This window comes from Lysobacter sp. Root690 (assembly GCF_001427785.1).
GTDB lineage: Bacteria > Pseudomonadota > Gammaproteobacteria > Xanthomonadales > Xanthomonadaceae > Lysobacter.
In genome coordinates, this window is the sequence record NZ_LMHM01000014.1 from 67,923 (window position 1) to 82,201 (window position 14,279).

At 67.9% G+C, this 14,279-nt stretch carries 15 protein-coding genes; 7 read left to right on the forward strand and 8 right to left on the reverse strand.

Annotated elements, in window-relative coordinates; genetic code table 11:
- Positions 1 to 241 precede the first annotated feature (241 nt).
- From ASD86_RS16620 to ASD86_RS16630, 3 genes are read right to left on the reverse strand one after another with little or no spacing between them, the layout of a single operon-like run.
- Positions 242 to 1,153, reverse strand: coding sequence for a histone deacetylase family protein (locus tag ASD86_RS16620; RefSeq protein ID WP_056112988.1), 912 nt, complete (start codon positions 1,151 to 1,153; stop codon positions 242 to 244).
- A gap of 2 nt (positions 1,154 to 1,155) precedes the next feature.
- Complete coding sequence (locus tag ASD86_RS16625; protein ID WP_056112990.1) at positions 1,156 to 1,710, reverse strand: cob(I)yrinic acid a,c-diamide adenosyltransferase; 555 nt, start codon at positions 1,708 to 1,710, stop codon at positions 1,156 to 1,158.
- A gap of 17 nt (positions 1,711 to 1,727) precedes the next feature.
- On the reverse strand, positions 1,728 to 2,321 hold the full coding sequence (locus tag ASD86_RS16630) for a hypothetical protein (RefSeq protein ID WP_056112994.1): 594 nt from the start codon (positions 2,319 to 2,321) through the stop codon (positions 1,728 to 1,730).
- Positions 2,322 to 2,758: 437 nt separating this feature from the next.
- On the opposite strand from ASD86_RS16630, the gene ASD86_RS16635 reads away from it, so the two are divergent.
- The 4 genes from ASD86_RS16635 (at position 2,759) to ASD86_RS16650 (ending at position 6,162) form a co-directional block, all read left to right on the forward strand.
- Positions 2,759 to 4,135, forward strand: coding sequence for an FAD-dependent monooxygenase (locus ASD86_RS16635; protein WP_235567793.1), 1,377 nt, complete (start codon positions 2,759 to 2,761; stop codon positions 4,133 to 4,135).
- Positions 4,132 to 5,331, forward strand: coding sequence for an FAD-dependent oxidoreductase (locus tag ASD86_RS16640; RefSeq protein ID WP_056112998.1), 1,200 nt, complete (start codon positions 4,132 to 4,134; stop codon positions 5,329 to 5,331). The genes ASD86_RS16635 and ASD86_RS16640 overlap by 4 nt, the downstream gene beginning before the upstream one ends.
- Positions 5,332 to 5,609: 278 nt before the next feature.
- Positions 5,610 to 5,855, forward strand: coding sequence for a hypothetical protein (locus tag ASD86_RS16645; protein ID WP_056113001.1), 246 nt, complete (start codon positions 5,610 to 5,612; stop codon positions 5,853 to 5,855).
- A gap of 1 nt (position 5,856) precedes the next feature.
- Positions 5,857 to 6,162, forward strand: coding sequence for a hypothetical protein (locus ASD86_RS16650; RefSeq protein WP_056113005.1), 306 nt, complete (start codon positions 5,857 to 5,859; stop codon positions 6,160 to 6,162).
- Positions 6,163 to 6,180: 18 nt separating this feature from the next.
- Here the strand turns inward: ASD86_RS16650 and ASD86_RS16655 are convergent, their stop codons facing one another.
- The 5 genes from ASD86_RS16655 to ASD86_RS16675 all read right to left on the reverse strand — a co-directional run bounded on the left by ASD86_RS16655 (position 6,181) and on the right by ASD86_RS16675 (position 12,396).
- Positions 6,181 to 7,422: an MFS transporter gene (locus ASD86_RS16655; protein WP_235567794.1), complete on the reverse strand. Its 1,242-nt coding sequence runs from the start codon at positions 7,420 to 7,422 to the stop codon at positions 6,181 to 6,183.
- A 455-nt stretch (positions 7,423 to 7,877) separates the two neighbouring features.
- Positions 7,878 to 8,624, reverse strand: coding sequence for a hypothetical protein (locus ASD86_RS16660; protein WP_056113009.1), 747 nt, complete (start codon positions 8,622 to 8,624; stop codon positions 7,878 to 7,880).
- Positions 8,625 to 8,834: 210 nt separating this feature from the next.
- On the reverse strand, positions 8,835 to 9,905 hold the full coding sequence (gene rlmM / locus ASD86_RS16665; protein WP_056113012.1) for a 23S rRNA (cytidine(2498)-2'-O)-methyltransferase RlmM: 1,071 nt from the start codon (positions 9,903 to 9,905) through the stop codon (positions 8,835 to 8,837).
- 156 nt (positions 9,906 to 10,061) lie between these two features.
- The gene (locus ASD86_RS16670; protein ID WP_056113261.1) at positions 10,062 to 10,616 is read right to left on the reverse strand and encodes a nucleoside deaminase; all 555 of its coding nucleotides are present in this window, start codon (positions 10,614 to 10,616) and stop codon (positions 10,062 to 10,064) included.
- 31 nt (positions 10,617 to 10,647) lie between these two features.
- The gene (locus tag ASD86_RS16675) at positions 10,648 to 12,396 is read right to left on the reverse strand and encodes a glutamine--tRNA ligase/YqeY domain fusion protein (RefSeq protein WP_056113014.1); all 1,749 of its coding nucleotides are present in this window, start codon (positions 12,394 to 12,396) and stop codon (positions 10,648 to 10,650) included.
- A gap of 226 nt (positions 12,397 to 12,622) precedes the next feature.
- Here ASD86_RS16675 and ASD86_RS16680 point away from each other — a divergent pair, with 226 nt between their 5' ends.
- From ASD86_RS16680 to ASD86_RS28215, 3 genes are all read left to right on the forward strand, one after another.
- Positions 12,623 to 12,904, forward strand: a complete 282-nt coding sequence (locus tag ASD86_RS16680; RefSeq protein WP_056113017.1) for a DUF2007 domain-containing protein — start codon at positions 12,623 to 12,625, stop codon at positions 12,902 to 12,904.
- 248 nt (positions 12,905 to 13,152) lie between these two features.
- Positions 13,153 to 14,088 carry a DMT family transporter gene (locus tag ASD86_RS16685; protein WP_056113020.1) on the forward strand — a complete coding sequence of 312 codons (936 nt, stop codon included), beginning with the start codon at positions 13,153 to 13,155 and terminating at the stop codon, positions 14,086 to 14,088.
- Positions 14,089 to 14,115: 27 nt separating this feature from the next.
- Positions 14,116 to 14,247 (forward strand): hypothetical protein, encoded by a 132-nt coding sequence (locus tag ASD86_RS28215; RefSeq protein ID WP_255357301.1) that lies wholly within the window; start codon positions 14,116 to 14,118, stop codon positions 14,245 to 14,247.
- Positions 14,248 to 14,279: the final 32 nt, after the last annotated feature.

A 14,279-nucleotide genomic window follows, 5' to 3' on the forward strand; every position in this document is an offset into this window, starting at 1 on the left:
GGCGCCGGGCTAAAAGCTCAAAATCACAGCCACAGCCACAGCCACAGCCACAGCCACAGCCACAGCCACAGCCACAGGCACAGGCACAGGCACAGGCAAAGCCACAGGCAAAGCCACAGGCAAAGCAAAGAGGCTTCGCTCGCAAGCGCAAGCGAGCAATAGCGCAACCGATAGCTGCGACCACGAAAACTTTGAAGGTCCGCCCCACGCAAATCGCGAGCACGCCAAAGCGCGAACGCGCTCAGACCATCAACGCACCCACATGCGCCACCGCACTCTCGCGCAGCGCCGCCAGGTCATAACCGCCTTCGAGCATCGACACCACCCGACCCAGCGCATGCCGATCGGCGATCGCCACCAGCTCGCGGGTGATCCAGGCGAAGTCCTCGCCCTCGAGCTCCACCTGCGCCAGCGGATCGCGCTTGTGCGCATCGAAACCGGCCGAAATCAGCACCAGCTGCGGGCGGAACGAATCGATCGTCGGCAGAAGACGTTCGCGCCACACACGGCGGAAGCCCTCGCTGCCGGTTCCCGGCGCGAGCGGAGCGTTGACGATATTGCCCACGCCGCGCTCGTGCACCGAACCGGTGTCCGGGTACAGCGGCATCTGGTGCGAGCTGACGTACATCACCCGCGGATCGCTGTCGAAGATCGCCTGGGTGCCGTTGCCGTGATGTACGTCGAAATCGATCACCGCCACCCGCGACAGGCCGTGTTTTTCGCAGGCATGCGCGGCGGCGACGGCGATGTTGTTGAACAGACAAAAGCCCATCGCCACCTCATAGGTGGCGTGATGGCCCGGCGGGCGCACCGCGCAGAACACACGCTGGGTTTCGCCCTTGAGCACCGCGTCGACCGCGGCCACGCCGGCGCCGGCCGCGCGCAACGCGGCTTCGGCCGAGCCGGGCGCGAGCACGGTGTCGGGGTCCAGGTGCATCGGGCCGTCGAGCGCGGTGTCGAGCACCAGCGCCAGCAGTTCGTCGGTGTGCGCGCGCAGCAACTGGCCGCGGCTGGCGGCGGGCGCTTCGCGCCAGTCCAGATCCGGGAACGCTTCGCGCAAGGCTTCGGTGACCGCGACCAGACGCAGCGGCCGTTCGGCATGACCCGGACCGGGGTCGTGACGTGTGCAGGCCGGATGCGTGTAGATGCGCACGGTCAGCCCTTGCGGCGTTCGTGGTTCCAGGTGACCTCGCCGTGGCCGCTGGCGCGCGCGAGCACGCGGGCGAGCACGAACAGCAGGTCGGACAGGCGGTTGAGATAGCGCACCGCTTCGGGCCGGATGCTTTCCTGCCGCGACAGCGCGACGGTCTCGCGCTCGGCGCGGCGCACCACGGTGCGCGCGATGTGGCAGCGCGCCGCGGCCTCGCCGCCGGCCGGCAGGATGAATTCCTTCAGCGGCGGCAGGTCTTCGTTATGGCCGTCGAGCCACTGTTCCAGCCGATCGATGTCGGCATCGAAGATCGCCGCGTGACCGGGAATGCACAGCTCGGCGCCGAGGTCGAACATCTGGTGCTGGATCGCGACCAGTTGATCGCGCACCAACTCCGGCAATTCGCTCGCCAGCACCAGACCGATGGTCGAATTGGCCTCGTCGACCGTGCCGTAGGCATCGACCCGCGCCGAATCCTTGCCGGTGCGGCTGCCGTCGCCCAGACCGGTGCTGCCGTCGTCGCCGGTGCGGGTATAGATTTTCGAAAGACGGTTACCCATCGATCAGCGCCGCCCGATCAGCGCTTGCGCGCGTCGTCGGAACGGCCCGCCAGCGCGTCGGTCTTGCTCGCGCCAGCGGCGATCGCCTGGACCAGCGTGGCGATGCCGACGTAGGTCGCGGTGGTGCGCAGGTACGGCAGCAGCCATTCGAAGTAGTTCGCGGCCCAGCCGGCGATCGACTTGTCGGCGACCGAGTCCGACAGCCAGTAGAAGCTGCCCTGGCTCAACAGCTGGCACAGCGCGACCGACGCGAGCAATGCCACCGCGGTCAGGCCCAGCGTGCGCCAGCTGCGCGAATAATTGCGCGCGACCCACAGGCCGCCGGCCCACATCGCGAAGTACGCCGGCACCAGGAACCAATAGGCCGCCGACACGCAGTAGTGTTGCCAGAAACTCATGCCCTGGCCGGTGATCACCGCGTAGTCGATCGCCACCGCCAATACCATCAGCAGCGGGAACGCCCAGCGGGTCCAGTTGCGCAGGTAGAAGCCGCCGATGAAGAACACCGCCCACGACGCATCCGGAATCGGCGTCCAGTGATTGACGCGGGTGCCGATCATCAGCACGGCGAGCAGGGCGAGAATGAGGGTGCGTTGGGTGTTCGGCTTCATGGCCAGGGCTCCTGACGCCGGACTGGCGCGTCGATCCGCACATTCTAAGGAACCTGCGGCGAAAGTGCCGGCCTAGCTGGCGCGCGCGGGCGCGGAAGGCCGGTGAAGGGTGGCTAAGTGTCTGATTCGGAAGGTTTGATCGAATAGGTTCGGGCCTGAAGGCCGCTTCACGAAAGCCCTTGTGACCGCCGGCATGCGTTGCCGGCGCGCCGACGGCCTCGATTCGCGCAAACATGCCGCGTCGGCGGGCGCGCGATCCCGCGTTCGATCCCGCGCTGAATCGCCCGATCCTTTCGTGGGCGGGCGTTACGAGCCCGACGCGGCGCGACGATCCGCGCACCGCTTCCACCGCGATCCGAACAGACGCTGCACGGACGCGGCCGTATCATGAACGCATGACTTCAGATGCAAAGCCGCAGATGCCTTCCACCCCCGCGCTGCACGCCAGTCACGACGTCCTGATCGTCGGTGGCGGCCTGGTCGGGGCCAGTCTCGCGATCGCCCTGGACCGGCTCGGCCTGGACGTGGGCCTGATCGAAGCCGCGCCGCCCGGCGCGTTGCCGGCGGTGTTCGACGAACGCAACCTCAGCTTCGCCGAAGCCACCCTCAATGCCTTGAATGCGCTCGGCGTGATGGCCAAGCTGCGCGCGCCGACCGGTTCGATCCAGCGCATCCATATCAGCCGGCGCGGCGATTTCGGCCGCACCGTGCTCGACGCGCAACGTTACGGTCGCGAGGAGTTCGGCCGGATAGTCGTAGCGCGCGATTTCGGCGAAGCGCTGGAAGCGCGATTGGCCGAGCTGCCGCGGCTGCATCGCTACCGGCCGGTGCGTTTCGTCGGCTTGGCCGACGAAACCTGCACGGATGTCGTCGGTCTGGCCGACGAAACCTATGCGCGCGATGTCGGCGCGATCGATCAAACCCAAGCACGCGACAGTGATGCCGCCTCTCGACGCGGCGTCGGTGCTGGTGCTGGCGCGGGCTCCGAGTGGCGTGCAATCCGGGTCGCCGACGGTGCCGGAGAACGGATCTTGCGTGCACGTCTGGTGGTCGCCGCCGACGGCACCCGCAGCGGCGTGCGCGACGCGCTCGGCATCGCCGCGGACGAATACGACTACGGCCAGACCTTGTTCGTGACCCGCCTGCGCAGCGAGCGCGCGCCCGACGGCACCGCCTACGAACGCCTCGGCGACGACGGCCCGACCGCGCTGTTGCCGCGTGGCGACCGCCACTACGGTTTCATCCACGGCGTCGCCAACGCGGATGCCGCCGCAGTCGCCGCGCTCGACGAAGCGGGCTTTCTCGCCCGCGCGCAGGACGCGTTCGGCTGGCGCGCGGGGCGCTTCGTGGCCTGCGGCGCGCGCAGCCTGTACCCGGCGATCCGCGTGCTCGCCGCCCGCACCGTCGCGCCGCGCGCGGTGCTGGTCGGCAACGCCGCGCAGACCATCCATCCGATCGGCGCGCAGGGCTTCAACCTGGGCTTGCGCGATGCGATGACCCTGGCCGAATTGATCGAACACGATCTTGCCGCACGCGAGGACAAGGCCGACTGCGGCAGCGCCGAGCTGCTCGAGCGTTACGCGCAGCGGCGTAAGCCCGATCGCGACCGTACCGTCGAATTCTCCGATGGCATCGCGCGATTGGCCTCGAACGAAACCGCGTTGATGCGGCCGTTGCGCAGTCTGGGATTGTTCGCTCTGGATAGAATGCCGACGGCGCAGTCGCTCTTGGTCGGCGGCGCGATGGGTTATCGCGGCGACGTGCCGGCGCTGTGTCGCGGCGATGAACCAACGCTGCGCGGAGGCCGCGCATGAGCCGGCGCGAGGTATTGGACATCGTCGTGGTCGGCGCGGGCGTCGTTGGCGCGGCGGCGGCGCTGGCGTTCGCCCGGGACGGTTTCGAAGTGGCCTTGGTCGAAGCGCGCGAACCCGCGCCGTGGTCGCCCGAGCATCCGGACCTGCGCGTGTACGCGTTCGCGCCCGACAACGCCGTGTTTCTCGACGATCTGGGTGTGTGGGGCGCGGTGCAGGCCGCGCGGCTGCAACCGTATCGCGCGATGCGGGTGTGGGACGCGGCCGGCGGCGGTGAGCTGCATTTCGATGCCGACGCATTCGGCCGGCGCGAACTGGGCTGGATCGTCGAGCACGGCGTGTTGGTCGATCGTCTGTGGTCGGCCTTGCCCGCGGCCGGCGTGCGCCTGCATTGCCCGGACGCGGTCGAAGCCCTGGAGCACGATGCCGCCGATGGCGTGGGCGTGGTGCTCGCGAGCGGACGCCGCCTGCGCGCGCGGCTGGTGGTCGCCGCCGACGGCGCGCAATCGCGGTTGCGCGAACTCGCCGGGATCGAAGCGCCCGGCCACGACTACGGTCAGCGCGGGCTGGTCGCCTATGTCGACAGCGAACTGAGCCACGAAGCGACCTGCTGGCAGCGCTTTTTGCCGGGCGGGCCGTTAGCCTTCCTGCCCGCGATCGGCGCGCCCGGTGCGCGCGACCGCCGCAGTTCGATCGTGTGGACTTTGCCTGACGCCGAAGCCGAACGGCTGTTGGCGCTGGACGACGCGGCGTTCCTGGATGAACTCGAACGCGCGTTCGCCGGACGTCTGGGCGCCCTGACCGGCGTGTCCAAGCGCGCCGCGTTCCCGTTGCGGCGGCAGTTGGCCGAGCGTTATGTCTCCGGCCGCGTGGTCATCGCCGGCGACGCGGCGCATGTGGTGCATCCGCTGGCCGGGCAGGGCGTCAATCTTGGGCTGCGCGATATCTCAGGTCTGCGCGGCGCGCTGGCGCAGGCGCGCAAGCGCGGCCTCGACATCGGCTCGCCCGCGCGACTGCAGCGCTGGGCGCGCGAACGCCGCAGCGAGAACGCGCTGGCGGCGTACGGGTTCGATGGCTTGAACAAGTTGTTCTCGAACGACGACTTCGCCGCGACGATGCTGCGCGGGCCCTTGCTCGGACTGGCTGGCAAGCTGCCGCCGTTGACGCATTATTTCTGGCGCCGCGCGGCGGGGGTTTGAGTCGCGCCTGGGCGTCACGCATCACGACTTTTTTGGGCGAGGCTTCAGTCACGACGCTCCTACTTCCGATCACCGGCGGCACCATTGTGAAGAGCGTTACGATCCGGACTGGCAGTGTTGAGGTTGAAGCTTCTTCCTGAAAAACGGCATCACAAGGATTGGAAAACACGCACATGGATGAGGCGATACTGGATTCGAATCGACGCACGAGATCGGCCTGCACGCGAAGGTTCGCGCGACTTGGCATCGCGATTTCGACTGCATGGCCGATGCTTGCCATGGCCTTCACCCAATGCCCGCCGGGATCGAGCGACAAGAACGGGTTGTTCTGGACCGTCGCTTTCACCGTGCTGGGCCTGTTCTTGCTATTGGGCCTGGTTGCGCCGGCCTTGGCGATCCGCTTCACCCGTGCGCGCAAAACCTTGGTGCGAGTGCTTTGGACCTTGGCCGCCTGCGTGCCGATGCTCGCCGTGTGGCTGCTGGGCCTGTTCGTGTTCGGCCGCGTCTTCATCATGAGCTGCTGAGATGCGCCGGCTCAGTCAGCGCCTGAGCATCGCGGCTGTGTCGGCGTGGCCGCTGCTGGCCGCGGCCACGATGCCGTGCCCGCCCGAATACGGCGAAAAGAGCGCGGGATTCTGGGCGCTGGGCTTCTGCGTGCTCGGTGTGTTCGTGCTGCTGGGTCTTGCGATCCCGATCGCGGCGATCCGCATGACCCGCGGCCGCCGCGTCGCCCGTCGCGTTGTCTGGGCGCTGGCTGCGTGCGTGCCGATGCTCGGCCTGTGGCTCGCGGGCCTGCTGGTGTTCGTCGAGTTCTTTACGCTCAGCTGTTGATGCGCGCGGCCTCGACGATCAATCCTCGTGAAACCGCCGCCGGGTGTTGAGCAGATACACCGCAACCGCCATGCCGACCACCGCCACGCCCATCACGTAATAGGCCGGCGCCATGCCGCCCAGGTGAGGAGCCAGATAACCACCAATCAATGGTGGCGTGGCGGCACCGAACAGCGCATAGGCGACGTTGTAGGAAAACGACAACCCCGAGAACCGCACCGGCGCCGGGAACGCGGCCACCATCACCGCCGGGATCACCCCGACCACGCCGACGAACACGCCGGCGAGCGCATAGAGCGCAAGAAAATGTTCGGCGCCGTGGTTGAGGTCGTAGTACAGCGCGAAGCTGCTGACCAGCACGCCAATCGAACCGATCAACAGCGCGCGCCCGCGTCCGAGCCAGTCCACCAGCAGGCCGCCGCCGATCGCGCTCAAGGTCAGGCAGAACGCCGCCAGGCTGTTACCGAAGAACGCGCGCGCCGGGGCGATGCCAAACTGCTGCTGCACGATGGTCGGGGTCATCAGGATGATCACCACGATCGCCGCGGTCAGCAGCCAGGTCACCAGCATCGACAGCACCACGCCGCCCAGGTGATCGCGCAGCACTTGTTTGAGCGGCAGTTCCCGCACCAGTTGCCGGCTCTCGCGCATCGCCGCGAACACCGGCGTTTCGCTGAGCCAGCGGCGCAGGTACACCGCGAGGAAACCGAACACGCCGCCGAGCACGAACGGCGCGCGCCACACGCCGCCCAGCACTTGCTCGGGGGTGAACCAGGTGTTGATCGCGGTCGAGATCAGCGAACCGATCAGAATGCCGGCGGTGAGCCCGGCCGACAGGCTGGCGCAGGCGAAACCGACCCGGCCGCGCGGGACGTGTTCGGCGACGAAGGTCCACGCGCCCGGCACTTCGCCGCCGATCGCGATGCCCTGCACGACACGCAGCGCCAACAGCAGCAGCGGCGCGGCGATGCCGATCTGCGCGTACACCGGCAGCAAGCCGATGCACAGGGTCGGCAGCGCCATCAGGAACACGCTCAGGGTGAACATGCGTTTGCGCCCGGAGCGGTCGCCGAAATGGGCCATGACGATGCCGCCGATCGGGCGGACCAGATAACCGGCGGCGAAGATGCCGTAGATCTGCAGCGTGCTGAGCCAGCCGGGCATGTCCGGCGGGAAGAACAGATGGCGCAGGGTCTCGGTCAGGAAGACGAAGATGACGAAATCGTAGAACTCCAGCGCGCCGCCGAGCGCGGCCAGCATCAGCGTGCGCGCGTCCTTGCGATCGAGGCGGCGGGTGGGCGCGCGTTCGAGGGAAGCCGATTCGATCGAAGCGGAGCCGGTCGGGACGGGGCTTGCGGGCATGGGCGGCGAGGGCGGCGGGGCGGGCAAGGCACTATGCCGCAATGGGGGCGGGGTGCAAGCGGATGTGGGTTGTCGGTGGCTGGGTGTGTTGTTCGCGCGGTAGATGCGGCGGCGCGGGTGGTACGGATGGGCGCGGGTGTTTGCGGGGGCGCGGTCGCGGCTTGCGCCGCTCCTACATGAGCATTTTGTGGGAGAGGCGCGAGCCGCGACACGTATGGTTCCGTCGCTGCGAAATCACGAATGGATGTCGAATCGCACAAACAAGAACGCCTTCGTTGCCGAAGGCGCCCTCGCCCCTGTCGACTTGATCCGGCGCGCGCTTCGATGCGTCGCGCGGGACCTTGATTACTTGCTCATCGCGGCGCCCACACGGCCAGTTCGCGCTGGCTCAATCGTCCGTCGGCATCGCGATCGGCGATCGCGAAGTCGGCGGTCAACGCCGGACTCAGACTCGCTTCGACCCGGCTGACGCTGCCGTCGCGGTTGGCGTCGAGCGCGGTGAAGTCGATGCGCGGTTCCATCGTCGAATCCATCGCGCGCGGCATCGTCTGCACGCCGGTGGTGGCGCCGGTCTGCTGCACCGCGTCCGCGGTCGCCGATGCAGCGGCCTGGGCGGTGGTGGTGGCGTCGGTCGCGATCGAACTCGCGGTCATGGCGTCGTTCATCGCCGCGCGCGCTTCAATCGCCGCGCCGGTCGGGTTGTTGCCCGACACCGCCGAGGCTTGCGCCGAGCGCGCGGCTTCAGCGGCGCGACGGGCCTTGATTGCCGCGTCCTGAGCATCCAGCGCCGATTGTTTGGCGTCGTAAGCGGTGGCTTCGGCGGTCAATGCGCCGCGCGCGGTCAACGCGCCTTCGTCGCGGGTGGCCGCGGCGGCCTGCGCCGCGGCTTGCGCAGTCTGCGCATCCTGACGCGCGGCGCGCGCCTCGGCCGCGGCCATTTCGGCCTTCTCGATCGCGTCGTGTTTCGACTGGACCTTGGACGGCACCTGCGCCTGCACAATGCCGGCGAATGCCGTCAGCATCGCCAGGGCGAGCAGGGTGTGCTTGGAGAAGGCCTGCTTGGAAAAAGAATGTTTCGATCGGTTCGCGTGCTGCTGCATGGCGGAGCCTCGCGTGGTTTGGGTACGCCCCGACGCTAGACCGCGCAAGATCAATGCCGCGTAAATCTTCGCAACCCGCGCTGAACACACACGCGGCATCGACGTGCATTGCGACGTCGATCGCTCAATGCGTCGCGACCATCGCTGCGAATGTAGGCATGGGGTCAATCGAACGTGAAGTTTTCGTAGCGCGCCGCTTACTGCCGCCGCTTACTTCGGCGTGGCGAACACCGTGATCTCTTCGCGATCGTGATACAGCTGGCGCGCGCGCACGATCAGTGGGCGATGCGCCTGATGTTCGAACGCTTCCAGGCAGATGCGCGTTTCTTCCCAGCGCTTCTTCATCGGTAGCTTGAGATTGAAGATCGCCTGCCGACACCAGTTCTCACGGAACCAGGTCGCCATGCGCTCGGCCACGCGCGCCGGCGACTCGACCATGTCGCAGACCATCCAGTCCAGGGTGCGCCTGGGCTGCCAGGTGAAGCCGTCGGCGCGCAGATGATCGACCCGGCCGCTGTCGATCAGCTCCTGTTTCAGCGGGCCGTTGTCGACCGAGGTCACCATCATGCCGTTGCGCATCAGCACCCAGGTCCAGCCGCCGGGCGCGGCGCCCAGGTCGGCGGCCTGCATGTTGTCGCGCACGCGGCGCTGGCGTTCGTCGGCGTCGAGAAAGGTCAGCAGCGCTTCTTCGAGCTTGAGCGCGGAACGGCTCGGCGCGTCGGGATGCATGCGCAGGCGCGGAATGCCGAGCGGCCACGGCGAGCTGTCGAGCGGGTCCGACAGCGCGAGCATGGCGTGATCGCCGGCAAGGAAGGCGACATGCAGGCGCGGACGGCGCGCATCGTCGGTCTTGCTGAGCCAGCCGGCCTTGCGCAGCGCCGGACGCAGCGCGTTGCCGAAACTGCGCGCCAATCCGGACAACTGCTTGCCTTCGTCGGAATCGGGATGCTCGACCAGCAACTCGCCGAACATCGATACGTTCAGGCCGGAGCCGCCCAATGCATCGAGCGCGGCCAGCATCGGGGTGATGCGATCGGCGGGATTGAGATCGCTCAGGTCGGCGATGCGCACCAGTTTCTGCCGGGCGAAGATCAGCTGCGACCACGGCAACGCGCGCGACAGCGCGGCGGCGTCCTCTACGATGAATTCGACGTAGCCGCTGTTGCGCTGGGTGCGCGCATAACCGGGGTGGCCGGCGATCGCGGCGCGTTCGTTCAATTCGGCGGCGAGTTCGGGCTCGAAGCCGGCGCGGCACCAACACAGCAGGGCGGACTCGGTCATCGTCGGAACTCACAGATCGCGCGGTGCGCGGAGGTATATCAAGGAACGGGAGCGGCAAGGGGTAGGAGCGGCGTGAGCCGCGACCGCGACCTCTCGCTTACGTCGCCGCTGCGAGGTCGCGGTCGCGGCTCGCGCCGCTCCTACACAAAGCAGGAATCAGTAGGAAACGCCGCTCTCGCCATAACGGCGCAGCACGTCGCAGGCCGCGTCGCGATGCAGGTCGCGCCGCACCGCGATGCCGCGGCGTTCGAGTTCGCCGACCCAATCCGCCGGCAGCGGGCCTTCGTCGAATTCGGTCAGCCGCATCACGTCTTCCGAGCGCGCGCCGATCAGCAGATTGTTAATGCCGGCCCAGAAGCTCGCGCCGTAGCACATGCAGCATGGCTGGGCCGAGGTGGCCAGGGTCATCGGCCCGATCTCGTTGAGCCGGAACGCGCTGACCGCGGCCTGCGCGCACATGAAGGCCATCATCTCGGCGTGGGCGACCGAGCAGTTCTGCGGCACCACGCGGTTGACGCCGACGCCGACCACCAGGCCGTTGCCGTCGAACACCGCCGCGCCGAACGGGCCGCCGGTGGCCAGTTCGATGTTGTGCCGCGACAGTTCGATCGCCAGCGCGACCTTGTCTTCATCGCTGAGGTAAGCGCGCTTGCGATCGACCACTTCGTCGATCCAGCTCGGCAACGCCAGGGTGACCGAGGCGGTCAGCAGGTTGGGGATCTTCGGGCTCATGCGCGCGGGCTCACTCTTTCGACGCCCAGGTGTCGCGCAGGGTGACGCTGCGGTTGAACACCGGCCGGCCCGGGCTGTGGTCGTAGCGGTCGGCGACGAAATAACCCACGCGCTCGAACTGCAGCGCCTGTTCCGGCGCCACCACGGCCGCGGACGGCTCGACGTAACCGGTCACGGCGCGACGCGAGTTCGGATTGAGATGATCCTGATAGGTCTTGCCGTCGCTGTCGTCGTCGGGCGCGGACACGTCGAACAGACGGTCGTACAGCCGCACTTCGGCCTCGACCGCGTGGCGCGCGCTGACCCAATGGATGGTGCCCTTGATCTTGCGATCGGCGCCGGCCATGCCGGGACGCGATTCCGGGTCGAGGGTGCCGCGCAGCTCGACGATCTCGCCCGCGTCGTTCTTGATCACTTCATCGCAACGCAGGATGCCGGCGCCGCGCAGGCGCACTTCGCCGCCGGGGATCAGGCGCTTGAAGCCCTTCGGCGGCACTTCCTCGAAATCCTCGCGCTCGATCCACAGCTGGTTCGAGAACGGCACCTGGCGCGAGCCGAAGCTCTCGTCCTTGGGATGGTTGGAGAAGTGCAGCGACTCTTCGTGCGAATCGTCCAGATTCGTGATGACCAGCTTGAGCGGATCGATCACCGCCATGCGCCGCGCCGCGGCCGCGTCGAGGTCTTCGCGCAGGCAGCCTTCGAGCACCGAGTAGTCGATGGTCGAGTTCTGCTTGCTCACGCCCAGGCGATCGGCGAACAAACGCAGCGACGCGGGCGTGTAGCCGCGCCGGCGGATGCCCTGCAGGGTCGGCATGCGCGGATCGTCCCAGCCGTCGACCAGGCCTTCCTGCACCAGCACCATGAGCTTGCGCTTGCTCATCACGGTGTAGTTGAGGTTGGCGCGCGAGAACTCGATCTGGCGCGGGATCGCCGCTTCGTTCGGATAACCCTTGGCCAGCAACGGCGCGAGCAACTCCGGCGAATTCGGCAGGTCGACCTTGGCCACGCACCAGTCGTACAGCGGGCGGTGGTCTTCGAATTCCAGCGTGCACAGCGAGTGGGTGATGCCTTCGCACGAATCGCTGAGCGAATGGGCGAAGTCGTACATCGGGTAGATCGGCCAGGCGTCGCCGGTGTTCTGGTGAGCGACCTTCTTGATCCGGTACAGCGCCGGATCGCGCAGGTTGATGTTGCCCGAGGCCATGTCGATCTTCGCGCGCAGGGTGCGCGCGCCGTCGGCGAACTCGCCGGCGCGCATGCGTGCGTACAGGTCGAGGTTTTCCTCGACGCTGCGATCGCGGTACGGCGAATTGCGGCCCGGCTCGTTGAGCGAGCCGCGGTAGGCGCGCACTTCCTCGGCGCTGAGGTCGCACACGAACGCGTCGCCCTGGCGGATCAGCTTCTCGCCGGCCAGGTAGAACACTTCGAAATAGTCCGAGGCGTGGCGCAGTTCGGCCCAATCGAAGCCGAGCCAGCGCACGTCTTCCTGGATCGCGGCGACGTACTCGGGGTCTTCCTTGGCCGGGTTGGTGTCGTCGAAGCGCAGGTTGCAGCGGCCGCCGAACTCGCCGGCGATGCCGAAGTCCAGCGCGATCGCCTTGGCGTGGCCGATGTGCAGGTAGCCGTTGGGCTCGGGCGGAAAGCGCGTGCGGATCGCTTGGTGCTTGCCGCTGGCCAGGTCGTCGCGAACGATCTGACGGACGAAATCCTGCTTGACCGCGCCGGTGGCGGCGGTGTCGGTCGGAATTTCGGGGGCCATGCGGGAGGGATCGGCAGACATGCTTTGCGGACACAAGAAAGGGAGAACCGGGAGTTTAGCCGTTGCCGGCATTCCGTGCTCCCGGCCCTGAACGGTCGCGGCCACGCTCTGGCCTTGCCGGGTCCGGCCGATCGCCGCGCAGGACACAGCGTTCATGGGCCGGGCGCGCGCGGCGGGCGTATGCTGGGCGCAGACCCCGCCAGGCCCCAGCGCCGAAGGAAGGACGATGAAAGTCGTCTACGAAGCCGCTCATCTGATCGATGCCCATCTGGTCCGGCATGCGCTGGAGGACGCCGGGATTCCGGTGTTCCTGCGCGGCGAAGCGCTGTTGGGCGGGATCGGCGAGCTGCCGGCGTTCGGCGCGGTGCAGGTGTGCGTGCCGCACGCCGCGTGGCCGCGGGCGCGCGAGGTGGTCGAGGCGCTGTCGCTGGGCGATCCGCCGCCCGAGGTCGCCGACGAGCCGGACCCGGTCGGCGGCCTGCCGCCCACCGGCTGGCTGCCGGCCTGACCTCGCGGGCGCGGACTTCGGTCGCGCGCCTGAGTCAGGCCACGGCGCCCTCGCGGCGCCAGCGGTTCGCGTCCATGGGCCGAACCGCATCCCACCCTTTCTTATTCGATGCGCCGCCCGCGGCGCGACCCGCGCACTGCCGGTCGCCGTGACGGCGCCACCCGTCCGCGGCGATGGCCGCGCGCGGGGACGACCGGAGTTTTCGCCATGCGATTCGTCATTGATCTGTCCCGGCTGCGGAGGCGCGCATGAACGCCGCCGCTTCCACGGCTTCCTCGCGTACGCCGCTGTTGCAGATGCTGCTGGGCGCCAGCGTCATCAGCAGTTCGGCGGTGTTCGTCAAATGGGTCGAGATCGGACCGGCCGCGTCGGCGTTCTGGCGCATGGCGCTGGCGGCGGTGATCCTGCTGGTGCTGCTCGGCCAGCCGTGGCGGCGCGGCCGCATGCGTCATTGGCGCCCGGACGGCCGGGTGCTCGGTCTGGTCATGCTCGGCGCGGCGTTCCTGGCGCTGGACCTGTGGCTGTGGCATCGCAGCATCCTGTACGTCGGCGTCGGTCTGTCGACCCTGCTGGCGAATTTCCAGGTGTTCGTGCTAGCTGGCGTCGGCGCCTTGTTCCTCGGCGAGCGCGCGGGTTGGCGGCTGTGGGTCGGTTTGGTCATGGGCCTGATCGGACTGGGCCTGTTGCTGGCGCCGGGTTGGGAAAGCATGGACGCGCGTTTCCGCCTGGGCGTGGCGTTCGGCCTGGCTGCGGCGCTTGCTTATGGCGGGTTTCTGCTCGCGTTCCGCGCCGCGCAGGCGCGGCGTGGTCAGACGCCTAACGAGGCTTTGCAGTGGTGGTTGTGTCTGGGTTGCGCGGCGATGCTCGGGGTCAGTGTGCCGTTCGGCGGCGAGACCTTGCTGCCGGCGAGTGCGCACGATTGGTTGATCCTGACCGCGTATGCGGCGATCGCGCAGGTGTTGGGTTGGCTGGTGATCGGCCGGGCGATGCCGAAGTTGCCGGCGGGTGTCGTTGGCTTGTGTCTGTTGTTGCAGCCGTTGTTGGCTTACGTCTGGGATGTGCTGCTGTTCCACAAGTCGCTCGGGGCGATCGAGCTGGTCGGCATTGGGCTGTCGCTGGCCGGTATTTTTCTGGGGTTGGCGCGGGGCGATCAGCCTTTGTTTTCGGCGCGGCGGGGCGCTTGAGTCGAAGGTGCTTGTGGGGCGTCGCTGATGGTCATCGTCATCGCGATCGTCGTTGCCTTTGACGTTGTCGTTGCAGTTGCCGTTGCCGTTGCCATTGCTTGGCTTGCGCTTGAAGCAGCGCAGTTCACCCAGCGCTGCGAAGTCACGCACTCGCGTTAGCAACAGCACACCCGAAGGGCGGCGTGCAGGAT

Bases quoted from the DNA above. Each gene is read 5' to 3' on its own strand.
- ASD86_RS16625 (WP_056112990.1), bottom strand. From the start codon at position 1,710: ATGGGTAACCGTCTTTCGAAAATCTATACCCGCACCGGCGACGACGGC.
- ASD86_RS16630 (WP_056112994.1), bottom strand. From the start codon at position 2,321: ATGAAGCCGAACACCCAACGCACCCTCATTCTCGCCCTGCTCGCCGTG.
- ASD86_RS16640 (WP_056112998.1), top strand. From the start codon at position 4,132: ATGAGCCGGCGCGAGGTATTGGACATCGTCGTGGTCGGCGCGGGCGTC.
- ASD86_RS16645 (WP_056113001.1), top strand. From the start codon at position 5,610: ATGGCCTTCACCCAATGCCCGCCGGGATCGAGCGACAAGAACGGGTTG.
- ASD86_RS16650 (WP_056113005.1), top strand. From the start codon at position 5,857: ATGCGCCGGCTCAGTCAGCGCCTGAGCATCGCGGCTGTGTCGGCGTGG.
- ASD86_RS16655 (WP_235567794.1), bottom strand. From the start codon at position 7,422: ATGCTGGCCGCGCTCGGCGGCGCGCTGGAGTTCTACGATTTCGTCATC.
- ASD86_RS16660 (WP_056113009.1), bottom strand. From the start codon at position 8,624: ATGCAGCAGCACGCGAACCGATCGAAACATTCTTTTTCCAAGCAGGCC.
- rlmM (WP_056113012.1), bottom strand. From the start codon at position 9,905: ATGACCGAGTCCGCCCTGCTGTGTTGGTGCCGCGCCGGCTTCGAGCCC.
- ASD86_RS16675 (WP_056113014.1), bottom strand. From the start codon at position 12,396: ATGGCCCCCGAAATTCCGACCGACACCGCCGCCACCGGCGCGGTCAAG.
- ASD86_RS16680 (WP_056113017.1), top strand. From the start codon at position 12,623: ATGAAAGTCGTCTACGAAGCCGCTCATCTGATCGATGCCCATCTGGTC.
- ASD86_RS16685 (WP_056113020.1), top strand. From the start codon at position 13,153: ATGAACGCCGCCGCTTCCACGGCTTCCTCGCGTACGCCGCTGTTGCAG.
- ASD86_RS28215 (WP_255357301.1), top strand. From the start codon at position 14,116: ATGGTCATCGTCATCGCGATCGTCGTTGCCTTTGACGTTGTCGTTGCA.